At 67.3% G+C, this 23,850-nt stretch carries 19 protein-coding genes; 9 read left to right on the forward strand and 10 right to left on the reverse strand.

All coding sequences use genetic code 11. The annotated features are described in order from the left end of the window. Positions 1–19 precede the first annotated feature (19 nt). Entirely contained in the window at positions 20–871 is an 852-nt protein-coding gene (locus tag Q0Q47_RS22725; RefSeq protein WP_293865223.1) for an outer membrane beta-barrel protein, read from the reverse strand. A 262-nt stretch (positions 872–1,133) separates the two neighbouring features. Between Q0Q47_RS22725 and Q0Q47_RS22730 the strand changes: the two genes are divergently transcribed. The 5 genes from Q0Q47_RS22730 to Q0Q47_RS22750 all read left to right on the forward strand — a co-directional run bounded on the left by Q0Q47_RS22730 (position 1,134) and on the right by Q0Q47_RS22750 (position 9,274). Next, complete coding sequence (locus Q0Q47_RS22730) at positions 1,134–2,879, forward strand: NAD+ synthase (protein WP_293865225.1); 1,746 nt, start codon at positions 1,134–1,136, stop codon at positions 2,877–2,879. A gap of 164 nt (positions 2,880–3,043) precedes the next feature. Next, positions 3,044–4,399, forward strand: coding sequence for a glutamate--tRNA ligase (locus tag Q0Q47_RS22735; protein WP_293865227.1), 1,356 nt, complete (start codon positions 3,044–3,046; stop codon positions 4,397–4,399). 283 nt (positions 4,400–4,682) lie between these two features. After that, on the forward strand, positions 4,683–4,988 hold the full coding sequence (locus Q0Q47_RS22740) for a glycosyltransferase family 25 protein (protein WP_293865229.1): 306 nt from the start codon (positions 4,683–4,685) through the stop codon (positions 4,986–4,988). Positions 4,989–5,042: 54 nt separating this feature from the next. Beyond that, entirely contained in the window at positions 5,043–5,456 is a 414-nt protein-coding gene (locus Q0Q47_RS22745) for a hypothetical protein (protein ID WP_293865231.1), read from the forward strand. A 1,016-nt stretch (positions 5,457–6,472) separates the two neighbouring features. Then, positions 6,473–9,274, forward strand: a complete 2,802-nt coding sequence (locus Q0Q47_RS22750) for a hypothetical protein (RefSeq protein ID WP_293865233.1) — start codon at positions 6,473–6,475, stop codon at positions 9,272–9,274. Between the two features lie 1,430 nt (positions 9,275–10,704). Here the strand turns inward: Q0Q47_RS22750 and Q0Q47_RS22755 are convergent. The 6 genes from Q0Q47_RS22755 to Q0Q47_RS22780 all read right to left on the reverse strand — a co-directional run bounded on the left by Q0Q47_RS22755 (position 10,705) and on the right by Q0Q47_RS22780 (position 17,192). Then, positions 10,705–10,968: a hypothetical protein gene (locus Q0Q47_RS22755; protein ID WP_293865235.1), complete on the reverse strand. Its 264-nt coding sequence runs from the start codon at positions 10,966–10,968 to the stop codon at positions 10,705–10,707. After that, entirely contained in the window at positions 10,923–11,240 is a 318-nt protein-coding gene (locus Q0Q47_RS22760) for a hypothetical protein (protein WP_293865237.1), read from the reverse strand. Before Q0Q47_RS22760 ends, Q0Q47_RS22755 begins: the two co-directional genes overlap by 46 nt. Positions 11,241–11,369: 129 nt before the next feature. After that, positions 11,370–11,525 carry a hypothetical protein gene (locus Q0Q47_RS22765; protein ID WP_293865239.1) on the reverse strand — a complete coding sequence of 52 codons (156 nt, stop codon included), beginning with the start codon at positions 11,523–11,525 and terminating at the stop codon, positions 11,370–11,372. 22 nt (positions 11,526–11,547) lie between these two features. Next, positions 11,548–12,558, reverse strand: a complete 1,011-nt coding sequence (locus tag Q0Q47_RS22770) for a DUF2865 domain-containing protein (RefSeq protein WP_293865241.1) — start codon at positions 12,556–12,558, stop codon at positions 11,548–11,550. Positions 12,559–12,684: 126 nt separating this feature from the next. Beyond that, positions 12,685–13,908 (reverse strand): EAL domain-containing protein, encoded by a 1,224-nt coding sequence (locus Q0Q47_RS22775; protein WP_293865243.1) that lies wholly within the window; start codon positions 13,906–13,908, stop codon positions 12,685–12,687. Continuing rightward, entirely contained in the window at positions 13,908–17,192 is a 3,285-nt protein-coding gene (locus Q0Q47_RS22780) for an ATP-binding protein (RefSeq protein WP_293865245.1), read from the reverse strand. Before Q0Q47_RS22780 ends, Q0Q47_RS22775 begins: the two co-directional genes overlap by 1 nt. A 278-nt stretch (positions 17,193–17,470) precedes the next feature. On the opposite strand from Q0Q47_RS22780, the gene Q0Q47_RS22785 reads away from it, so the two are divergent. Continuing rightward, positions 17,471–18,004, forward strand: coding sequence for a CreA family protein (locus Q0Q47_RS22785; protein WP_293865273.1), 534 nt, complete (start codon positions 17,471–17,473; stop codon positions 18,002–18,004). Positions 18,005–18,032: 28 nt separating this feature from the next. On the opposite strand, the gene Q0Q47_RS22790 is transcribed toward Q0Q47_RS22785, so the two are convergent. Next, the gene (locus Q0Q47_RS22790; protein ID WP_293865247.1) at positions 18,033–18,326 is read right to left on the reverse strand and encodes a hypothetical protein; all 294 of its coding nucleotides are present in this window, start codon (positions 18,324–18,326) and stop codon (positions 18,033–18,035) included. A gap of 430 nt (positions 18,327–18,756) precedes the next feature. Between Q0Q47_RS22790 and cysS the strand changes: the two genes are divergently transcribed. Together cysS and cimA are read left to right on the forward strand one after the other, a co-directional pair. After that, entirely contained in the window at positions 18,757–20,130 is a 1,374-nt protein-coding gene (cysS, locus tag Q0Q47_RS22795) for a cysteine--tRNA ligase (RefSeq protein WP_293865249.1), read from the forward strand. 175 nt (positions 20,131–20,305) lie between these two features. Then, complete coding sequence (gene cimA / locus Q0Q47_RS22800) at positions 20,306–21,901, forward strand: citramalate synthase (protein WP_293865251.1); 1,596 nt, start codon at positions 20,306–20,308, stop codon at positions 21,899–21,901. A gap of 30 nt (positions 21,902–21,931) precedes the next feature. On the opposite strand, the gene Q0Q47_RS22805 is transcribed toward cimA, so the two are convergent. After that, complete coding sequence (locus Q0Q47_RS22805) at positions 21,932–22,279, reverse strand: hypothetical protein (protein ID WP_293865253.1); 348 nt, start codon at positions 22,277–22,279, stop codon at positions 21,932–21,934. Here Q0Q47_RS22805 and Q0Q47_RS22810 point away from each other — a divergent pair. Further along, positions 22,265–22,786, forward strand: coding sequence for a hypothetical protein (locus Q0Q47_RS22810; RefSeq protein ID WP_293865255.1), 522 nt, complete (start codon positions 22,265–22,267; stop codon positions 22,784–22,786). The two genes, Q0Q47_RS22805 and Q0Q47_RS22810, sit on opposite strands and share 15 nt — an antisense overlap. Before the next feature lie 72 nt (positions 22,787–22,858). Here the strand turns inward: Q0Q47_RS22810 and Q0Q47_RS22815 are convergent, their stop codons facing one another. Beyond that, entirely contained in the window at positions 22,859–23,458 is a 600-nt protein-coding gene (locus tag Q0Q47_RS22815) for a TIGR00730 family Rossman fold protein (RefSeq protein ID WP_293865258.1), read from the reverse strand. Positions 23,459–23,850: the final 392 nt, after the last annotated feature.

The following is a 23,850-nucleotide window of genomic DNA, read 5'->3' on the forward strand; positions in this document are numbered from 1 at the left end:
TGGGAAGAGGCGTGCAGCGTCAGTACTTCACGCCCGCGCCGAGCCGGAACGAGTTCGCCGTGGTGCGGGCGCCGCGGTAGTCGGTCATGCCGATCCACTGGTATTCGGCGCGCAGGAACAGGTTGTCGATGACGGCGACGTCCAGGCCCGCGCCGAAGGCGCCGCCGAGGTTGTAGCCGGCCTTGCCGATGCTGGCATTGCGAGCCGTCGGACCCGCGTTGATGCCGGTGATGGCACCGGTCGCCGCGTCGAGCGTGTATTCGGTGTAGGTGCTGGTATAGGTCCCCGACACGCGCTGCTTGCCGACCACCATGCCGGCGGTGACGTAGGGCAGGAAGCGGCCGATGGGATAACCCATGCGCAGCTTGAGGATGCCGAAATCACCCAGCTTGGACCGGGCCGAAGCCGTATAGTTGATGTTGTCGGAGAACAGGCCCCGATCCCGCCGCCGTCCGTCCGAATAGGTGTCGGAAAACTGCAGCTTGTCCTTCATGTGGGTGTAGTCGAACTCGAGGCCGACCACGACGTCTTCCCACAGCCAGTTGTAGCCCAGGAAGCCGCCGAAATGCGTCTGCTGGTCGGAGCCCGAGGTCGTGAGCCGGGCGATGCTGGTCGCAAGGTCGTTGGCGATGTGGTTGGAATAGGCGTTGTCGGCCATTTCCTGGGCCACGTTGCCCATCCGGAAGTCGCCGTTGGTGATGCCGGCATGGATGCCGCCGTAGAGCCCACCCCAGTTGAAGTCTTCCACCGGCACCGTGGCGCTGGGCGGATAGGAGGCCCGGCGCCCGCTGTAGTCGGCTGCCTGCGCGGCGAGGGCGCCGAGGACGATCCCGGCGGCGGTGGTGGCGAGAAGGGCGCGACGCATCGGCATGGGCCTCTACCTGCTGGCCGGCGAAGGCACCGGATGGGCCTCCGCTTCGAATTGCGATGCTGCCGTTTGTAGATCGGTAACCCTAACGCCGGGTTAAACTGCAAATTGTGCATTCGCTTTCCGCAGTTTCAGGTTGGGGCGCCGGGCCGCCCGTCGCCCCTCGCGCCCCGCGGGGTCGCCGATCGCGGATCCGGCCCGCGCCCGTCAACATTGTCCGGCACCCATGGGCGCGCTAAACCCCGATGACGCGAAAGGGCCCGTCATGACCGCAGCTCCCGACAAGATCGCCATTGCTCTCGCCCAGCTCGACCCCACCGTGGGCGACGTGGAGGGCAACGCCGCGAAGGTGCGCGCGGCCCGTGCCGCCGCCGCGGCGAAGGGCGCGGACATCCTGATGCTGCCCGAGCTGTTTCTCGCCGGCTATCCGCCGGAGGACCTCGTGCTGAAGCCGGCCTTCCAGGAAGCCTGCCGCACCGCGGCCGAGGAGCTGGCCCGCGAGACGGCGGACGGCGGCCCGGCGATCCTGGTCGGCCTGCCCTGGGTGGAGGGCGGCAAGCTCTACAACGCCTTCGCCGTCCTGGACGGCGGGCGCATCGAGGCGGTGCGCTTCAAGGTGGACCTGCCCAATTACGGCGTCTTCGACGAAAAGCGCGTCTTCGTGCCCGGCCCGCTGCCAGGCCCCGTCTCGGTGCGCGGCGTGCGCTTCGGCGTGCCGATCTGCGAGGACATCTGGACCGACGCCGTCGTCGAGTGCCTGGCCGAGACGGGCGGCGAGATCCTGCTGGTGCCCAACGGCTCGCCCTACTGGCGCGACAAGAACGACCTGCGCGTCAACATCGCGGTGTCGCGCGTGACGGAGACGGGCCTGCCGCTCGTCTATCTCAACCAGGTCTGCGGCCAGGACGAACTCGTCTTCGACGGCGCCTCCTTCGTGGTCAATCCCGACGGGTCGCTCGCCGTGCAGATGCCGGCCTTCGAGGAGGCGGTGCTGGTCACGCAGTGGACCCGCACGGCGGACGGCTGGCGTTGCGCCGAAGGCCCGAAGGCCCTGCTCGACGAGGGCGACGCGGGCGACTACGCCGCCTGCGTGCTGGGCCTGCGCCACTATGTCGAGAAGAACCGCTTTCCCGGCGTGGTGCTCGGCCTCTCGGGCGGCATCGACTCCGCGCTCTGTGCCGCCATGGCGGTCGATGCGCTGGGGCCGGAGAAAGTCCACTGCATCATGCTGCCCTACCGCTACACGGCGCAGCGCAGCCTCGACGACGCCAGGGCCTGCGCAGATGCGCTGGGCGTGCGCTACGACGTCGTGCCGATCGGCGGCCCGGTGGAGGCCATGGAGGCCGCGCTGGCCCCGCTCTTTGCCGGCCGCGCGCCTGACGTGACGGAGGAGAACCTGCAGAGCCGCGTGCGCGGCACGATCCTGATGTCGGTCTCCAACAAGTTCGGCCCCATGGTCGTCACCACCGGGAACAAGTCGGAGATGTCGGTGGGCTACGCCACGCTCTACGGCGACATGAACGGCGGCTTCAATCCCATCAAGGACATCTACAAGACGCAGGTGTTCCGCCTCTGCGAGCTGCGCAACCGCTGGAAGCCGGCGATCGCCAAGGGGCCTGACGGCGAGGTGGTGCCGCGCTCCATCATCGAGCGCCCGCCGAGCGCGGAGCTGCGCGAGAACCAGACCGACCAGGACTCGCTTCCGCCCTACGACGTGCTCGACGCCATCCTCGAGGGCCTCGTGGAACACGAAAGCCGCGTCTCCGACCTCGTCGCACGGGGGATCGATGTCGCCACGGTGAAGAAGGTGGAGCGCCTGCTCTATCTCGCCGAATACAAGCGCCGCCAGTCGGCGCCGGGCGTGAAGGTGACGGAGAAGAACTTCGGCCGCGACCGCCGCTACCCCATCGTCAACCGCTTCCGCGACCCCGGCGGCCCGCTGCGCGCACCCGACGCGAGCGTGATGGGGCCGGGAGCGGCCAAGTCGTCAACGGACGTGGTGGATTTTTGAGGGGCCCGGAATGCACGCTCTCTCTCTCCACCGTCATGGCCGGGCTCGGCCCGGCCACCCACGACTTGAGGATGATATCGGCAAAGTCGTGGATGCCCAGGCCAAGCCCGGGCAGGACGTGCTGAGGGATGGGCGCATGGGTCTGGACCAGGAGTGCCGATGAGATGAGCGCTGGTCCCCTTCCCATCGTCCGCTTCGCCCCGTCCCCCACGGGGCGCATCCACATCGGCAACGCCCGCGTGGCCGTGCTCAACGCGCTCTATGCCCGCAAGCACGGCGGCCGGTTCATCTTGCGCTTCGACGACACCGACGTGCTGCGCTCGCGCGACGATTTCGCCCGCTCGATCCGCGAGGACCTGGTGTGGCTCGGCATTCCGCCGGACGTCGTGGTGCGCCAGTCCGACCGCACGGCGCTCTACGACGCCGCGGCCGAAAAGCTCAAGGCCATGGGTCGCCTCTATCCCTGCTACGAGACCGAGGACGAGCTCGAGCGCCGGCGCAAGCGCCAGGCGGCCCGCCACCTTCCGCCCATCTACGACCGCGCCGCCCTGAGCCTCACCGCCGACGAAAAGGCCGCCCTGGAGGCCGAGGGCCGCCGCCCGCACTGGCGCTTCCTGCTCGACCGCACGGTGGTGGCCTGGGACGATCTCGTCCGCGGCCCATGCACGGTCGACTGTGCCTCGCTCTCCGACCCCGTGCTGGTGCGCGAGGACGGCAGCTACCTCTACACGCTGCCCTCGGTGGTCGACGACATCGCGCTCGACATCACCGACGTGATCCGCGGCGAGGACCACGTCACCAACACCGGCGTGCAGATCCAGATCTTTGAAGCCCTGGCCAACGGCAAGCCGCTGCCCGCCTTCGGCCACCACAACCTGCTCACCACGGCGAGCGGGGAGGGCCTCTCCAAGCGCTCCGGCCACCTCTCCATCGGCGCCCTGCGCGAGGACGGCCTCGAGCCCCTCGCGGTCGCCGCGCTTTCCGTGCTCGTGGGCTCGGCCGAGGCCGTGCGCCCCGTGGCGAGCCTCGACGAACTCGCCGGCCTCGTCGACCTCGCCCGCCTCTCCCGCGCCCCGGCGCGCTTCGACGAGGCCGAACTCGCGAACCTCAACGCCCGCACGGTGCACGGCCTTCCCTACGACGCCGTCGAGGCACGCCTCACAGCGCTGGGCATTGCCGGCGGCGAGGCGTTCTGGCTTGCGGTGCGGGGCAACCTCGCCCGCGTTGCCGATGCGGCGACGTGGTGGGAGGTGGTGGCCGGAGATCCGTCGCTGCCCGCGCCTTCCCCGGAGGATGCCGCCTTCCTGGCGCAGGCCGCCGCCGTGCTGCCGCCCGAGCCCTGGACGCAGGACACCTGGGGCGCGTGGATCGAGGCCGTAAAGCAGGCCACCGGCCGCAAGGGCAAGTCCCTGTTCATGCCGCTGCGCCTGGCGCTCACCGGCGTAGAGCACGGGCCTGAGCTGAAGGCGCTGCTGCCGATGATCGGGCGCGAGGGGGTGATGCGGCGGTTGGTGGGCTGAGTACCTCCCAACGCCTTTAATGTGAGAGCGTTCAAATCTATCGTTTTTTGCCCGCTCCCATCGACTTCATCCTGAGAGTTTGTACATATCTCTCGCCTCCATCTCCCTCATCCTGAGCCGGCCGCGTAGCGGCCGAGTCGAAGGACGCAGAATCCTTCAAACGCCCTTGGCTCGTCCGTAGTCCCGAGCGACATCCCAACCCAAATTTTACAATCCCCGGTTCGTAGATCCCGCGGCCAGCCCGGCCGACCATGGCGTCTTCCGGACGACCACCTGGCCCCGCGTGCACGCCTTCTCGCATCTCTCCATCCGCGTCATCAGCCTGACCCGCGCGACAGCCCGGCGCAGCGCCGTCGCGGCGCAACTCGCAAGCTTGCGCATCCCGTTCCGGTTCTACGATGGCATTGACGCGGCCGCGCTCAGCGCCCAGGAACTCGCCAGTTTCAGGCAAACCCACAAAGCCATGCCCGGCATGAGCGACGCCGAACTCGCCTGCGACCTCAGCCACTTCCGCGTCATCAGCGCGTGGATGGAGGAGGATGACACGCCCTACCTCTGCGTTTTGGAGGACGATGCCACCCTGGGCTAGCCGTTCGTCGACGTCGTCAGCGACGCCCGGCTGATCGAGGATCTCGCCTTCGACGTGTTCAAGATCGGCGGCGCACCACCCCGCCGGCGGCGCCTCGCCCTCGAATGGGACCGCCGGGGCGAGACCCGCATCGTCTTCCCGCTGGCCCCCTCCTACTGCGCCGTGGGCTACATTCTGCACCGGCCAGCCGCGCGGAAGCTCCAACCCCACTTCGCGGTCTTCGACCAGCTCATCGACACGCGCCTCTTCCGCGACGCCCCGCCCGGCACACTGGTGCTGGAAGCCTCACCATTTCTCGTCACGGAATCAGGCGCGCCAAGTCTGATCGATCATCCTGTCGGGCCGCGGTGGGCGAGCACAATAATGGGGCGCATCCGAGCCGATCTGCGGCATGGCATGCGGACGTTGGCGTTGGTGAGGATGCTGTTGACGAGGGCCAGGATGCCGCGGCGGGCGACGTTTTGTTGAGGCGACGGCTCGTGGTGTGACGGGCTAGGGCAGTGTGGCCAGGTCCTCGGCACAGGGGCGGGACACGGAATCAATGACGTATCGAAGGTTGTGTCATTGAAAGCTCGAGCAGCTTTGCAGCATTGAAGTGTAGTTGATTACCAATTCTCAATCATGGCCAGTTGCAACGCGCGCTTCGTGCGCTAGACAAGGTCGGCCTCTGGTTTACAATCAGCCGAATGGAAACGGATACAGTTGGCGGCGGTATTGTACAAGTTCAATTTGTAAAAACATTAACCGTGGAGATACACATCACGCATGTACTTTTTGTACGGCGTACTAAATGGTGGATCTATTGGTTCACAAATTTACCATTCTGGGATGCGAAAGAGCGACTTAGACTTACAGTCATAGAAACAGTACAGGCAATAGTATTTATTGCTGTATATTATAATATTTTTTTCGCTGGACAAAGAGTGTGATGCGAGCTGACATTAGTTCTAAGGTCGTAAATAGCTTTCAGAGCTTTATTTTCGTTTTGATCAGCTGAGCTTTGCGCTCACCCGGGCAGATGAACGGAATTGCAGCCATGCGGACCCGTCGTGTCGATTAAATGTACAGACCAAGACTGGTGATATTAGCAAAGCGAAGCAAGAGACAGGGTATCTATGGAAAGAAAAATTCTAAGCCTGCTAATTGCCGCTGTTATGATGCATTCACTACAGGCATGTGGGTCGTTAGTCCAGGATGAATACCCCCAAAGGCTCGATCCTGATCTTTTCACGTGTGTGAAGAGCCTGAGGACGAACTGCAATATGGTCGTCGCGAATGAGGCGGCGAAACGATTGATAAGCCCAAGACAGTATTTGGAAAGCATAGGCTTCAACTGCCTTCCGGGCCCGCGCTTAGACTGTTCGATACTGTACTCGTTTAGGTATTATGCAATTTTTTCTTACGATTACCAGGTCGTGCAATATAGTATTCGAATCACAACAGCTGCATCCGAAATCAACACCATAAAAATCAAGGCATAGTCCATGGCTGAGTATAGCATCGAATATTCGGAACGTTCATTAGGTGTTGCTGTTCACGGTGTGATCTCCGTCGTCGATGAATTCGGCCGAACGATTGCCACATTTGAGGGTCTTGCTACAGATGCGTCGGGTCGGGGCAAGAGTATAGGATCTTCGATCTTCGGGGACAAAATACAGGGTTTCTATAATTTTTCCGGCCAGAAATCAGGCAATGCAATCTCTGTTCCAGAGGTCATCGGCAATGGCCAGATGAAAGATCTGGGTGCCGTACTTGGCGCGCTGAAAGACGCGATCGATGCGATCAATCGGCAAAATGCCCCTTACGAGCTGCCAGGGTTGAACTCGGGATTCAGGGCGCCGTCGAACAGCAATTCTGTTATTCAGGCCCTCCTAGATGTCTTAGGCCTTCAAGCTCCGTCGCACTACGGCACTTTGATGGGCGCTGTCGGCCGCGGCAACCAGCTTCTCGACAAGCAGACGATCGAGAGCATCAGGCAAAAAAATGGGCTGGGCCCACAGCCGGCGCCCGGGATTCCTCTCCCGCCTGAGCGCCCTGCGAACCTCGGACGTCCGGGAGCTCCCCAGTCACGCTCGAACACGGGCTCATCATTGAGCGCCGGCGCCCAAGCTGCGATGGACGGGGCTCGCTCAGCAAAGGCCAGCGCGGAAGCGTTGTCTACGGAAGCGTCAAATGTCGGAACGGCGCGGTCCGCCGCGGACGCTGCTCTGCTTGGCGCATGGCTCGGTGCTCAAAAGACCGAGGCAGATCGCCGAGACTCCGAACAGAACGCAATGGCCGCTGCAGCCAACGGAATCCGCCAGGCCGATGAAGCCGCCGCAAGAGCCGCGGCAGAGCGCGAATGTCAACGTCTGTCAGCGCAGTTACAATCATCTTTTGGCACACAAACGTGGGGCGGAGCAGAGGGCGGCGGAGACCCTTACGGAGGTTGGCAGCCAGGAGACGCGCCCGGCCAACCGGACCCGGGCACTCCGGGCCAAGGTGGTTCGGGACAATCGGGTGGGAGGTCCGGTGGAGGGACCGGGGGCGCACCATCAGGTACGCCTGGAACGGGCTACCACGCAGGGCCGAACCCGGGACCTTTCGATATCGAGCCCGGCTACACGCCTTCAGGATACAGGTCCGGACCAGACCCAGGTCCATTCGATGCCAGGCCGGAGGAGCCCGGCACGGGCACGCAGCCGCAAGAGGTCACGCCGACGTCGCCGACGGAAAGCAACGATTACGTCGGCGTCCCCGTCATTCTCGACCTCGACGGCGACGGCCTGTCGATCGTCCAGCGCGACGCCTCGACAACGACCTACGACATGGCGGGGGACGGGCTGCAGCACCGCACCGCCTGGGTTGGCAAGGGCGACGGCGTGCTGGCCATCGACGCCGACGGCGACGGCAAGATCTCAGAGCGCCGCGAGATCATCTTCACGGATTGGGATCCGGGCGCCGGCAGCGACATGAAGGCGCTGCGCAGCGTGTTCGACACCAATCACAACGGAAAGCTGGACGCGGGCGACGCGCGCTTTGCCGATTTCCGGGTGGTGGTCGACGGCCAGGCGAAGACGCTGGCCGAGCTCGGCATCGTCTCCATCGATCTGGTGACCGACGGCGCCCCGCGCCGCTATGCGGACGGCTCCACCATCGAGGGCCGCAGCAGCTTCACCCACGCCGACGGCTCCACCGGCACGGCGGCGGATGCCTCCTTCGTGTCGGATGCCGACGGCTGGCGGGCGGACAAGACCTCGGTGACCGGCGCCGACGGGCGGCGCACGGACACGTTGACCGCGCGGGCCGTGGACGGCACCCTGGTGTCGCAGATCGTGTCCGTGACCTCGGCCGACGGCAGCGAGACCAGCACGAGCTTCGACGACGACGGCGACGGCCTCGTCGACCGCCGGCAGACGGCGAGCGACACCACGACCGCGGGCGGGCGCGTCACCGCCGTGCGCTTCTACGACCGCCAGGGCGCGCTGCGCGGCTCGATCACAACGGCGCGGTACAATGCCGGCGCGCTCGAGATCGTGGATCTCGACCGGGACGGCGACGGCAAGGCCGACCAGAGCCAGCGCTACGAGGCGCTCGCCGACGGCTCCAGCGCCACCACCGTCACCGCGCTGAACCCGGACGGCACCATCCGCGCCGTGCAGCGCACCACCGTCAGCGCCGACGGGCTCGACCGGGTGGTCACGGAGGCGCCCGTCGGGCAGACGGTGGTCTCCACCACGCGAACGCCCACGCGCTACGCCGCAGACGGCACGCGCACCGACACGGCGACGGTGACGAACACCGACGGCACGCTGCGGGCGGGCTCCGTCACCGTGACCTCGGCCGACGGGCGCACCAAGACCGTCTCGGCGGACCGCGACGGGTCTGGCCAGCCGGATCTGGTCCAGGAGTCCGTCCTGACGACGGACGCCGATGGCAGGATCCGCTCGGTCGTGACGACCCGCTCGGGCAATGCCACACTGCTGGGACGCACGACCACGCTCTCGTCCGCCAACGGGATGAGCACCGAGACCCTGCTCGACGAGGCGGGCGCCGACCACACGTCCACCCGCATCCTCGCCACCCAGGCGAAGGACGCCGCGGGCGCCGTCACCCGCACCACCGAGGTGTTCAACGCCAACGGCAGCCGGCGCAGCTGGCAGAGCGAAACGGTGAAATGGTACTGTTGCGGCGACCTGCGCTTTCCCGAAACTAATCAACGGGCGCGCATAATCTTGAGGAATTGTAATGCATTTTCTTCGACGGTCGGTAATGATTCCTTTCTGATCACAACTCTGGCGAGCTAGACGGCGTTTGAGTTTTTCTCAATAATGCTAGCCATAATCGGATTATGTTGTCTCAACATCGTTTCCGTTCGACTTGATCTTAAATGCAGAAGCGGCTAATTCAGAAGATTTTTGAGACACTCGGCTCATTGGCTGTATTCGCAATGGGACTTGCCGCAGTACTTTACGGCTATGGCGTGTTTTTGCTGTGCCTTATGCTGATAACGATGGTCATTGTTTATTTCTTGAGGAAGTAAAGAATGAGTGCCGTCTTTGATTTCTTGGTTGACCGCGGTGCATCCATGGCGGGACGCCAAGCGGTCTCAAAATCCGGCAAAGCGGCCGCCGATGAAGATTTTGATCCGAGCGGAACGGTCGCCGGCACTATCGCCGGTCAAGCGACGGGCAGGCTGGCCGCTCCTGCAGCTTGGGCGGAATGGGGAGCGGCACTTGCGGGCCGTGTAACCACAAACGAGTTGTTTGGCTCGCTTATATCAAACGCCGTGCGAGGTGTTCCGGGACTCGCAGGGTTTATTGCTGGCTATGAGGTAATGAAATCAAGCCCAACCGATGTAGATGAGCCTGATTACGCCGCTCAGAACGCATTGGCTGCCGATCGCGCCTCGCCCGGCAACAGGGCCAACAGTCCGGAGGCGCCTGCCAATCGAGAAAACGCATCGAGAAACATAAACGATCAAGCGGCGCGGGATCGTTCAAATTGGGGCCCGGACCCGTCGCTACCACCCGAACTGACACCTCCCGAGCAAATTGAGCCCGAGCCGACCCCTTACGGCCCAAGCTTCAAGTCCGACGACATACCAGACGACACGCAGAACGTCGGCTATGGGGGCCTTTCGCCCAACCGTGGGCAAGGTGGGGTTGGCTCCCAATACGACGACGCTGGCGCCCCATCTCCGACTGCACCCGACCCCTTCGATCGCGGCCGTGATCTGGACGGTGTGACCGGCTTTGGCGCTGGTCCCACTGGTCCCGCCGATCCCGGCTTTGACCCCGGGATGGACCCCGGTGGCCTTGGTCCCGCTGGACCCGGCACAACCGATCCTGGCTTCGACCCCGGCATGGATCCTGGTGGACTCGGCCCGGCCGATCCGGGCACACCCGGCACGACTGACCCCGGCTTTGACCCGGGCATGGATCCCGGCGGGCTTGGTCCCGCGAGCCCCGGCTTCGATCCCGGAATGGACCCTGGCGGTCTCGGACCGGCTGAGACAGGCACTTCGAGCGAAACTGGCGACACGGGCAACTCAGGCAGCACAAGCGACGACGAACCCGTCATCCTCGACCTCGACGGCGACGGCCTGTCGATCGTCCAGCGCGACGCCTCGACGATGACCTACGACATGGCGGGCGATGGTCTCCAGCACCGCACCGCCTGGGTCGGCAAGGGCGACGGCGTGCTGGCCATCGACGCCGACGGCGACGGCAAGATCTCAGAGCGCCGCGAGATCATCTTCACGGATTGGGATCCGGGCGCCGGCAGCGACATGAAGGCGCTGCGCAGCGTGTTCGACACCAATCACAACGGAAAGCTGGACGCGGGCGACGCGCGCTTTGCCGATTTCCGGGTGGTGGTCGACGGCCAGGCGAAGACGCTGGCCGAGCTCGGCATCGTCTCCATCGATCTGGTGACCGACGGCGCCCCGCGCCGCTATGCGGACGGCTCCACCATCGAGGGCCGCAGCAGCTTCACCCACGCCGACGGCTCCACCGGCACGGCGGCGGATGCCTCCTTCGTGTCGGATGCCGACGGCTGGCGGGCGGACAAGACCTCGGTGACCGGCGCCGACGGGCGGCGCACGGACACGTTGACCGCGCGGGCCGTGGACGGCACCCTGGTGTCGCAGATCGTGTCCGTGACCTCGGCCGACGGCAGCGAGACCAGCACGAGCTTCGACGACGACGGCGACGGCCTCGTCGACCGCCGGCAGACGGCGAGCGACACCACGACCGCGGGCGGGCGCGTCACCGCCGTGCGCTTCTACGACCGCCAGGGCGCGCTGCGCGGCTCGATCACAACGGCGCGGTACAATGCCGGCGCGCTCGAGATCGTGGATCTCGACCGGGACGGCGACGGCAAGGCCGACCAGAGCCAGCGCTACGAGGCGCTCGCCGACGGCTCCAGCGCCACCACCGTCACCGCGCTGAACCCGGACGGCACCATCCGCGCCGTGCAGCGCACCACCGTCAGCGCCGACGGGCTCGACCGGGTGGTCTCGGAGGCGCCCGTCGGGCAGACGGTGGTCTCCACCACACGCACACTGACAGCCTCCCGCCTACTGCCCCGGCACACCTGCCCGCGCATTCCGCGGCGGCGTTGCCTGTGCAGCGGGGGCCTTCGGCTTCGGCGCGGGCGCGGCTTTGCCCTTCGCCGCGGCCGGTGCCGTCGGCTCCTTCGGGCGCGACAGCTCCTGGGCTTTTTCCTCGGTCACGATGATGTCGCCGGCGCCGCGGCGGTCGGCGAGCATGCGCTCCGCGTCGGCGAGCGCCTCGGCCCAGCTCTGGCCGGGGCGGCGGCAGGTGCAGCCGGGGTCGAGAGCCTTGCGGTAGCGGAAGGCGTTGGGCAGCGAGGTGTAGGAGGTGCCGTCCAGCGCCACGGCCGCGTTCGCGTCCTGGTTGGCCGGCTGCAGGAACAGCTCCACCTCGGCATTGGGGCAGGAGGCCTGGCACAGGCTCGAGTCGGTGTCGAAACGGGCCCGCGTCGTGCTGTTGCTGATGGGGAAGTAGTAGCCATCGCATTTGCGCACGCAAAGCGTGCGATAGGTGCCCGAGCCGAAGCCTTCGACCGGCGCCGGAGGCTCCAGGGAGGTCACCGGGTCTTCGTCGTCGGGGCCGAAGAGCCGCTCCAGGAAGCCCGGGTTGCGGGCCGAGGCGGGGGAGGGGGGCAGGCCGCGGCAATTGGCGTCGAAGGCCTGCATCAGCGCGGCGCGCTGCTGGCCCACGGCGCCCATGCCATAGCGGTCGCGCTGCCCCTCGAGCGCCGCGAGGTTGGACTCCATGCGGTTGATCTGGGCTTCCAGGCTGCCGCACTGTGCCGGGGGCGGCTCGCCGAAGATGAGGAAACGCTGGCGCTGGCAGCCGATGGAGCGGGCATAGGCCACGGTGCGGTCGAGCTCGGCCCGCTGCTGGCGCACCGCATCCGCGCCGCCGCTGGCGCCGGGCGCGCGGTCGAGGGCTGCGATGTCGGCCCGCAGGCGCTCGCAATAGGCGCTCTGCGACAACGCGGCCGTCGCCGAGGCCACCAGTGCCCCGGCGATCACCGCGATCGCCATGACCGAACGCTTCATGCTGTCTCCTGCGGACCCCAAACCGGATGCTGCCCTGCAATCGTGCCGAAACTACGGAAATCCCGTGGATTCGGCGAGCGTGGCGATGCGGGTCGTGTGCGTGTTGATGTGAGCAACCGGGAGTTGCTATGCCGCCCGTTGACGCCCGATCATGGCCTGGAGTTCCACCAGCGAGATCGGCCGGCTGAAGAAATAGCCCTGTCCGAGGTCGCAGCCGCACTCGCGCAGGAGGTCGGCCACCGGCTGGCTCTCGATGCCTTCCGCCACGGTCGACATGCCGAATTCACGGGCAAGCGACAGCATCGCCCGCACGATCTTCAGCGCGTAGGGGTCCTCGTCGCAGCGCTGGACGAAGGACCGGTCGAGCTTGAGCTCGCTGAAGGGCAGCCGCAGCAGCGACAGCAGCGAGGAATAGCCGGTGCCGAAGTCGTCGAGCGCCAGCGCCACCCCCTTGATGCGCAGCCGTGTCAGAATGTCGCTGGCCCGCACGAAGTCCGCCATGAGGGTGGATTCGGTGACCTCCAGGGTGAGCACGCCGGGCGGAACGCCGTTGGCGGCCAGTTCCGCCTCCACGTGGTCCGGCCAGGCGAGGTCGTCCAGCGCGAAGGGCGGCACGTTCACAGCGAGCCCGATGCCGGTCGAAGCCGGCTCCCACGTCGCCGCGTCCCGCACTGCGGCGCGCAGCATGGCGCGGGTCAGCGCCGTCGCCAGGCCCGCCTGCTCCGCCACCCCGACGAACACGTCGGGCGGCACCACGCCGTGGCGCGGGCTGTTCCAGCGGGCCAGCGCCTCGACACCCGCCAGGCGCCCGGTCGCCAGGTGCACCTTCGGCTGGTAGACGGGCCGGATCTCGCCGGCCTCGATGGCGAGCGCGACGTCGTCGGCCGTGACGTGCGCGGCGATGCCGGGGCGCCGCTCGTGCCCGGGCCTGTCCTCGCTCGCCTTGAGCAGGTGCTCGCGCACCTGCGCGAGGCTCAGCGGCTTGCGCAGCGTGCCCACCGTCGACAGGCCGACCGTCATGGCGAAGCGCACGGCGGCGTCACGGATGCGCTCGTCGAAACCCGAGATCACCAGCACGGACGGATGCCGGCCCGCGGCCGCCAAGTGCCGCAGCACCTCGACGCCGTCGCCCTCGCCGAGCGACAGGTCCAGGATCACCGTGGCGTGGTCGCGCTGGTCGATGAGGTCCACGGCCTCCGCCACGCTGGCCGCCATGTCGACGACGAAGCCGCAGCGCTGCGCCACCTGGGCGAGCAGCAGGCGCTGGGTCCGGTCGTCGTCCACGATCAGCAGCGGCCGGCCGAGCGGCGGAGCGGCGTGCGCGGTGTCAGGGCCGATCGAGTGCGGCATCAGGCGCTCATCAGGTGACGGCGCGCGTCGTCGAACGCCTCGTTGAGAGCATCGACGGAGGCTTCGATCGCACGGGGTTCGAGGCGGGTGGCATCCTGCTCCAGGGCCGCCGCGCGGGCCGACACGCCGATCATGCCGAAGGTCGCCGCCGCCGACTTGATCGCGTGGGCCTCGCGCGAAATCCGCACCGGATCGTCGATCAGCTTGGGCATGGCGGCCAGGCGCGCCTTGGTGTCCTCCACGAACACCTCGATGATCTGGCGGACGTTGTCTGGCTCGATCTCGTCCATCAGCACGGCGAGGGCGCCCCGGTCGAAGTCGCCCGTGCCCTCCGGCCGTGCCGTCCCGCGCGCCGGCGCGGTCTCGGCGGCGACCTTCTCCAGCACCCGGCGGATGACCTGGTCCAGCCGGTCGCGGCTGATCGGCTTGGTGGCGAAGTCGTCCATGCCCGCATTGAGGGCCGCGGTCACGTCCGCGGTCAACACGTTGGCCGTCAGCGCCACGATCGGCGTGCGCGCCGCCACGGCATCGGGCAGGGCCCGGATTGCCCGCGTGGCCGCGTAGCCGTCCATCTCGGGCATCATGACGTCCATGAGCACGAGGTCGTAGCGCTCCCGGCGCAGGCCTTCGACCGCGAGCAGGCCGTTCTCGACCGTGTCGCACGAGAAGCCGAGCTTCTCGACCTGGGTGCCGATCACCAGGCGATTCGTCGCGTTGTCCTCGGCCAGCAGAATGCGTCTGCGGCGGTTCTCCACCGTGGGGGCCACGGCCGGCGCCGGTGCGGCGGCGACGGCGGGGCCGCCGTCGCGAAGCGCGCTCACCAGCTCGCGCCGCGTCACCGGGCGGGCGAGGACGCGGTCGTACAGCATGCGTTCGGGCGACTGGGGATCGAGGCGATGCCCGGCCACGGTGACGAGCACGAGGGGAAGTCCCGCGTCCACGACGCTGGTGCGGACCGCCTCGCCGAAGGCCACCGCCGCGCCGGACGAGGCGGAATCGTCCACCAGCGCCGCGTCGTAGGCCTTCGCGCCCTTGCGCCGCAGCCGGCCGATGCCGCTGTCGGCGCCGTCGGCCTGCTCCACCCAGGCGCCCTCGCGCCGGAGCACGCGGGCATAGTGGTCGCGCACCACCGGGTCGGCGCACAAGAGCAGGATCCGGCGATCGACGATCTCGCCTGTCCGCGCGCCGTGCCGCGCCTCGCCCTCGAGGGCCATGGGCACGCAGAACCAGAAGATGCTGCCGACGTCGGGCTCGCTGTCGACGCCCACGTGGCCGCCAAGGCGCTCGACGAGCTGCTTGGTGATGGCGAGCCCCAGCCCCGTGCCGCCGAAGCGGCGGGAGATGGTGCCGTCGACCTGGGAGAATTCCTTGAACAGGAGGGGCAGCGAATCCTCGGGAATGCCGATCCCGGTGTCCTTCACCGAAATGCGGATGCCGGCGGTCTCGGCGCCGTCCAGGCTCGGCTCGCGGGAGACCGCGATCGTCACGCTGCCCTCGCTGGTGAACTTCACGCCATTGCCCACAAGGTTGAGCAGGATCTGGCGCAGGGCCGCCGGGTCGCCCTTGGTGTTGGTGGGCACGTCGGGATCGAGCGTGGCCCCGACGAAGATGCCCTTCTCGTTGGCCCGGGGAGCGATGATCTCCACGACGCTGTCGATCGTCGCCTCGAGATCCAGCGGGATCTTCTCGAACGTGGTGCCGTCCGCCTCGAGCTTGGAGAAGTCGAGGACGTCGTTGATGATCTGGAGGAGGTGATCGGCGGAGGTTCGCAGCGTGCTCGTGTAGCGAGCCTGCTCCCCGTTCAGGGGTGTCTCGAGCAGCAGGTCGGCCATGCCGATCACGCCGTTGAGCGGCGTGCGGATCTCGTGGCTCATCACCGCCAGGAAGGCGGAGCGCGCGCGGGTCGCGGCTTCGGCCGCGTCACGGGCCTTGGCGAGCGCCTGGGCGGAGCGGGTCTTCTCCGTCACGTCCGTGTAGGTCCGCACGATTCCCCCGCCGGGGAGCGCGGTGGAGCGGATCTCCAGCACCCGGCCGTTGGGCCTCGTGCGCTCGTAGACCGGGACGGTCATGGTGAGACCGCCCTTGCGGACATACTCCCGCACGGCTTCGTCGAGCGTCTCGCCTTCGTTGCCGAACTCGCCCGTCTGCCACTGCCAGGCGAGGATGTCGCGGAACAACGGGCGCGTGTGCAGGAAGTGCTCGGGCAGATCCAGGAGCGCGACCGCCTGTCGGTTGAGAACCCTCACGCGGCCCTCGGGATCGATCATCATGAGGCCCTGGCTCATGTGCTCGAGCGTGGTACCCAGTTCCTCCGACTTCTCGATCGCCCGCTCGCCGTTGCGCGCCGCCTCGGCCTGGGCCAGGCGCAGCTTGCGCTCGTGCCGGGCCGAGAACCCAATCACCAGCAGGATCAGCAGCGTCAGGACGCCGGCGCCCAGGTTGGCCGCCAGCCGCTTGGTGCCGATCGCCTCGTAGAGCGCGGAGGTGGGGATCGAGATCGCGACGATGAGCGGCAGGTCCTTCACCTGAGTGTAGGAGACGAGGTCCTCGCCTCCGTCAGGGCCCGTCCCCAGGAACCAGCCCGATGCGGACCGCGCGACGCGGTCGAGGAGGCCGGAGCCGACCGGAAGCTCCGTCCCGATGGCCGGGAGCCGGCCCGTTCCCGCGCGAACGATGCCATCCGTACCCAGCAGCATGACGGAACTGCCGCTGCCGAGCTCGATCGCCTCGTAGAAGGTGTTGAGACGCGCGGGATCGAGCGAGCCCACGATCACGCCCGCGAAGGCGCCGTTGCGCGTCATGCGCCGGGTGAGCTGGATCGACACCTTGCCCGATGCGCGTCCGACGACCGGCTTGCTGATGAACAGCACGTCGTCGCTCGTCCCGACGTGGACCCGGAAGTGCTCGCGGTCGGACAGGTCGACCCTGGAGTTCGACCCCTGCACGTTGCTGGCCATCATCATGCCGTCGGGGCCGATGAGGGCGATCTGGACGGTGAGGTCGCTCAGCGCGCTGTTGGAGCGCGCGTAGAGGCCGAGATCGAATGTCTCGGGGCTTTGTTCGAAGGCGGTGCGCAGGAAGAGGATCGTCTTGTCGATCTCCTTGACGGCGCGGATCGTGTGCTCCTCGAAGGCCTCCACGAGATTGCCCGCGTTCTGAACCGCCGCGCTGCGCGCCCGTAGTTCCTCGTTGCGGAGATGGAAGCCGATGGCGGTCCAGACGAGGACGATGATGCCCAGGCCCAGGATCGTGGTCCCGTGCTTCAGGCTGCCAAGCCATGACAAGGCCACTCGGCCGAGTTTCTGCACCCGTGACCCCCGCCAAGCCGGAAAAGCCAGAACAATCAGTTCGGTCGTATTTGATACAACGGAGAGTTGGGGAATTGCTTAAGGCCAAGCGGCGGGCCGAGCCGTCCGCCTCCAGAGATCGTCAACCATGGCATTGCCGCCATGCTCTGGAGATTGCACGCGTGGATTGCCATATGTCCGGCGACGAGGAGGACGGAATGATCCGCATGACCATCCCTGGCAGGACCACCGGTGGCAGGACCACCCGTGGCAGCATGAACCGTGGAACCACCATCCGCGCGCTCGCGGCCACCGCCCTGATCGGCCTGTCGGCCATGGCCGCTTCGCCGGCCCGCGCCGCCGACGATCCGGACGTCATCTTCAAGAAATCCACCGTCTGGAAGATGCTGACGCCGGACGACAAGCTCGTCACCTATGCCATCGACGATCCGGGCGTCGAGGGCGTGGCCTGTTACTTCACCGCACCCGAGCGGGGCGGGGTGAAGGGCATGCTCGGCGTGGCCGAGGAGGTCTCGGACGTGTCGCTCGCCTGCCGCCAGGTCGGCCCCATCCGCATCAAGGAAAAGTTCGAGCAGGGCACCGTCGTGTTCCGGCAGTCGCGATCGCTCTTCTTCAAGAAGATGCAGATCGTCCGCGGCTGCGACGAGAAGCGCAACGTCCTGGTCTATCTGGTGTATTCGGATCGGGTCATCGAGGGTTCGCCGAAGAACTCGACCTCGGCGGTGCCGATGATGCCCTGGGGCGCGACGGCGGACGTGGCCAAGTGCGCCGACTTCGTTAGCCGGTGATGGCGCCGGCTGACGGTCCGGCCTGCCGTCACTCGTTGCAGGTGACGGTGTAGGCCGGCGCGTTGCGGGAGCTGCTCACCGACGCCGTCACGTCCGCGGCGTCGGCGCGCCCGTAGGCGAGGGCCTTGCCCATGCCCTGGGCCGCGCACCAGGCGTCGGCCACCATGCGCGCGCAGGTGCCGCCTTCCGCCAGGCAATCCGCGATGCCGTAGCCGTCGTTGGCCGGCAGGATGAACTGCCTGTCCGCCGCACTGGCCGAGCCGACGGCACCGGCGACGAAGGCGCTGGCAGCGAGGGTCAGAATGAGCGTGCGCAAGGACATGGCGGGGTTCCGATAGGAGCTTGGACGATGCTGAACGATTTATTCGTTCAACTGTAACGATTGGGTTAATCGAACTCTCGCCCGGGCGATGTGCGATGCCGCACACCGGAGACGAGAGGCGTGGCTGTTAAGCCCAACGTTACGGCGGGGCAACTGGTTCGTACCGTTCCGGGACATTCCTCGGGGGGCTGTGTGGCCCCGGCCACACGCCTTTGGGATGAGGCTTCGGACGACCGGCTGGCACGGTTCGGCGTAACGCGGGACTTGACGCAGCCGACGCTCGCTGTATTGGCTTGCCGCATGATGGCCGCCGCGATCACGTTCACGCGAATTTCGCTCATTTGCAGCTAGCGTCACCGCTGGCTGGAGCCATCCTGTTCTGAACATCAATCGGAGCGGTGCCCCTAGCCAGCCTGGCGAGGGTGGAACCATGCCGTTGAAGCTTTACAACACGCTCACGCGCCGCAAGGAGGACTTCGTCCCCCTCGATCCCGCGAATGTGCGCCTCTATGTCTGCGGCCCGACGGTCTATGACTTTGCCCATATCGGCAATGCGCGGCCGGTGATCGTCTTCGACGTGCTGTTCCGCCTGCTTCGGCACGTCTATGGCGACGCTCACGTCACCTATGTCCGCAACATCACCGACGTGGACGACAAGATCAACGAACGCGCCGCCCGCGACTTCCCCGGCGTGCCGCTCAACAAGGCGATCCGCGAGCTCACCGAGGGCACGGCCGTCATCTTCCGGCAGGACATCGCGGCGCTCGGCAGCCTGCCGCCGACGGTGGAGCCGCGCGCCACCGAGCACATCTCGGAGATGATCGACATCATCGAGCGGTTGATCGCCACCGGCCACGCCTACCCGGCGGAAGGCCACGTGCTGTTCAACGTGCCCTCGATGCCCGACTACGGACGCCTCTCGCGCCGCTCGCTGGACGAGATGGAAGCCGGCGCGCGCGTCGACGTGGCGCCCTACAAGCGTGACCCCATGGACTTCGTGCTCTGGAAGCCGTCGTCGGACGAGGAGCCGGGGTGGATCTCGCCCTGGGGTCGCGGCCGACCCGGCTGGCACATCGAATGCTCGGCCATGAGCTGGAAGCACCTCGGCGAGGTGTTCGACATCCACGGCGGCGGCATCGACCTCGTGTTCCCGCACCACGAGAACGAGATCGCCCAGTCCCGCTGCGCCTTCGGCCACGCGGTCATGGCCAATGTCTGGATGCACAACGGCTTCCTGCAGGTGGAAGGCGAGAAGATGTCGAAGTCGCTCGGCAACTTCTTCACCATCCGCGAGCTCCTGGAGAGCGACCGCTTCGGCGGCCGCGCCTGGCACGGCGAGGTGCTCAGGCTCGCCATGCTGCGCACCCAGTATCGCCAGCCGATCGACTGGACGGTGAAGGCGGCCGAGGAGGCGGAGTCCACGCTGCTGCGGTGGCGTGCGCACGACGTCGTCCCCGCGGCGCCCGATCCTGGCGTGCTGGAGGCCCTGGAGGACGACCTGAACCTCCCGGCCGCCATCGCCCGGCTGCACCAGCTGTCGGATCCCGCCGTCCTGGCCGGCTCGCTGCGCCTGCTGGGCTTCTCGGCGACCCGCGACGAGATCGCGGGCTACGACGCCCGGCGTCGCGGGGGCGGTGCCACCGTCGACGCCGCCCGGGTCGAGGCCCTGCTGGCGGAGCGCAAGGCCGCGCGGCTCGCCAAGGACTGGGCTGCCTCCGACCGGATCCGTGGCGAACTCACCGAGCTCGGCGTGGCGGTGAAGGACAACAAGGACGGCACCACCACCTGGGAGATCGCGCGATGAGCGCGGTCTCTTCGAGGGTGGACGCCCGCCGCCCGGCGCCTTGCGGGAGGTCGCGTTGACCGAAAGCCCGTGGTCGCCGCGCCGCCTCGTCTGGCTCGTCGCCATCAAGATCGTCCTCCTCGCGTTCGCGGTGCTCGTCGCGCTGCGGATCTACGGCCTGCTGTGAGCGCCCCCGATGTCGCGTGAACGCCTCTATCTCTTCGACACGACCTTGCGCGACGGCGCCCAGACCACGGGCGTGGACTTCTCGCTGGACGACAAGCGCCAGATCGCGGGGATGCTCGACAGGCTCGGCATCGACTATGTCGAGGGGGGCTATCCCGGCGCCAATCCGCTGGACACCACCTTCTTCGAGAAGAAGGCGACGTCCCGGGCCCGGTTCACGGCCTTCGGGATGACCAAGAGGGCAGGGCGCTCCGCCGCCAACGATCCGGGCGTGGCGGCGCTGCTGGACGCCGACTGCGACGCCATCTGCTACGTCGCGAAGGCCTGGGACTATCACGTGCACGTGGCGCTGGGCTGCACCCTCGAGGAAAACCTCGAAGGCATCCAGGACAGCGTGGCGGCGGCGCTGGCGCGCGGCCGCGAGGTGATGGTGGATTGCGAGCACTTCTTCGACGGGTTCAAGGCGAACGCCGACTATGCGCTGGCCTGCGCCCGCACGGCCCACGTCGCGGGCGCCCGCTGGGTCGTGCTGTGCGACACCAATGGCGGGACGCTGCCGCACGAGGTCGAGCAGATCGTGGGCGTCGTCGCCATGGCGGTGCCGGGCATCAACATCGGCATCCACGCCCATGACGACACGGGCAACGCGGTGGCGAACTCGCTGGCGGCGGTGCGGGCCGGCGCCCGGCAGATCCAGGGCACGCTGAACGGTCTCGGCGAGCGCTGCGGCAACGCCAATCTCGTGACCCTGATCCCGACGCTGAAGCTGAAGCCCGCCTATGCGGAGGCCTTCGAGATCGGCGTCGACGACGCGGGCCTGTCCTCGCTCACCTCCGTGTCCCGGGCGCTCGACGAACTCCTGAACCGCGCGCCGGACAGGCACCGGCCCTATGTCGGCGCGTCGGCCTTCGCGACCAAGGCGGGCATTCATGCCTCGGCGGTGCTCAAGGACCCGCGCACCTACGAGCACGTGCCCCCCGAGGCGGTCGGCAACCGGCGGCTGGTCCTGGTTTCCGACCAGGCCGGCAAGTCGAACGTGATCGCCGAGCTGGAGCGCCTGGGCGTCTCGGTCCATCGCGACGATCCGCGCATCGCGCGCCTGCTCGACGAGGTGAAGGAACGCGAGGCGATGGGCTACGCCTACGAGGGCGCCGACGCCTCCTTCTTCCTGCTCGCCCGCAGGGTGATGGGCGAAGTGCCCGAGTTCTTCTCGGTCGAGCGCTTCAAGGTGAACGTCGAGCGGCGCTACAACGCCGTCGGAGAGCTCGTCACGGTCGCCGAGGCGATCGTGAAGGTGCGCGTCGGCGACGAGGTGCTGATTTCCGCCGCCGAAGGAAACGGTCCCGTGAACGCGCTCGACGTCGCGCTGCGCAAGGATCTCGGCAAGTACCAGCACTACATCGCGCCGCTGCACCTTCTGGACTTCAAGGTCCGCATCTTCCAGGGCGGATCGGACGCGGTGACCCGCGTGCTGATCGAGAGCGGCGACGACGAGGGTGATCGCTGGACCACCGTCGGCGTGTCGGCCAACATCATCGACGCCTCGTTCCAGGCGCTGACCGACAGCATCGTGTACCGGCTGGTGAAGAAGGGCGCGCCCGCCTGAGGGCCCGTCAGGGGGGCGCGCGCGACGGCGCTAGTCCACCAGCGCCAGCGTCTTGTCCTTGCACAGGTTCAGGCCGGATCCGGTGATCTCGGCCTCGTCGTCATAGCCCCCCGCGACGTCGAAGAGACACTGTCCCTTCTTGGCCTTCACCACGAGCGAGATCGACTTGCCCGGCTCCAGCGGCTTCTTCAGCAGGTTGGGACCGGTCGCTTCGCCCTGGGGCACGAACGACAGCGACGAGACCGCCACGGTGCGCCCGTTCGACACCTTCACCGTGTAGCTCGCCCCGGCCTTGCCGGCCGGCTTGGCCGCCTGGGCCAGGGCCGCGCCCGGAAGAGCCACGGCGGCCGCCAGGATCAGGACTTGGATCGTCTTCATGAAGTGCTCCTCCCCATTGTTTTGTGGGGCCGACTATCGCAGCGGGTCGGGAAGCCGTCCATAGCGCCGGGCCCCGCCAATCGTCATGGGAGAAAGCGCGACGGCGGGAACGAAGCGGGCATCGACGCGTTCATCCGGCAGTTCGCCGAGACCTGGAACGAGTTCGAGACCTGGAGCGAGATCATGACATACGAACCGAACGATCTGAACCGTCGTCCCGTGGACGAAGACTATCGTTCGACGGCCGACCGGCCTGGAACATACACACGGAACCCCAGCAATACCGGCGTGATCGGGGCGATCGTCGGCGTTCTCGCAGTCGTAGCCATCGTCTTCTTCGTTTGGCGCGGCTACGACAACGCCGATACGCACACCGGCGCAGCCAACACCTCCACGTCGAGCACCGCCTCGACGGCGGCTCCGAGCCCCCGGCCGGCCACCCCGGTCGCCCCGGCTCCGGCCGCGCCGGACACGACCGGAACCACGACGACGGCGCCGCGTCCGTAATCGGACGACGGTGGCGAAAGGCGGTCGGCATCACGCCGGCCGCCTTTTCGCGTTTCAGAACTTGTCTTCCACTCAGAACTTGTCTTCCACGAGGCCTTCGACCTCGGCGTCGGTGGCCGGCCGCAGCGCCTCGCGCAGCCGCGGCACGATGGCGTCGACGCTGTCGGCGACGAGGTAGTTCACCTCGAACCCCGCCCGGATGAAGCCGGTCTGCTTCATGTGCTCCAGCAGGGACAGGAGCGGGTCCCAGAAGCCCAGCACGTTGGCCAGAAGGATCGGCTTGCGGTGCTGCCCGAGCTGGGCCCAGGTCATCTGCTCGACCACCTCTTCCAGCGTGCCCACGCCGCCCGGTAGCGCCACGAAGGCGTCTGCCCGCTCGAACATGAGCCGCTTGCGGGTGTGCATGTCCGGAACGACGACCAGTTCCTGGGCATCGGCGATCATCAGCTCGCGCTGGCGCAGAAACTCCGGGATGATGCCGCACACATGGCCGCCATGGTCCAGGGCGGCGCGGGCGACGGTGCCCATCAGCCCCACATTGCCCCCGCCATAGACGAGCCGGATGCCCGCGCGGGCGATCGCGGCGCCCAGCGCGACGGCTGCATCGGTGAAGGCCGGGTCGCCACCGTGCCCGGAGCCGCAATAGACGCAAATCGAACGAAGATCAGCCATGCCGCCGTTGTTGCACCGCCGAAGGAGCGGGTCAATGCGGCCTTCGCGCCGGCGATTCCGCAGGGAATAGATCGAGGTGGCTATAGCCGCGGCGAGGCGGAATGCGCTAGGGATAGCGCGTCAAACGGCGACAGGGGCGAAAAAGGCGTAACTATGGCGGCCTGGCTGAAGATCTTGATCGTGCTGCTCGGGCTCGTCCTGTTGGCGGGTGCCCTGCAGCGCTTCGGCCTTCCCACGGGCTCCCTTAAGGAAGCCGTCGCACCGCCGGCCGCCCAGCAGGCCGCCCCGGCCTCGCCTCCCGCCGCGGCTGCGAGTGGCGCACCGGCGGCCCCCGGCGCCGCCCAGGCCTGTCTCTTATACACATCTCCGAGCCCACGAGACAAGAGGCAATC

The organism is uncultured Alsobacter sp. (genome assembly GCF_945952055.1).
Taxonomy (GTDB): Bacteria; Pseudomonadota; Alphaproteobacteria; order Rhizobiales; family Beijerinckiaceae; genus Alsobacter.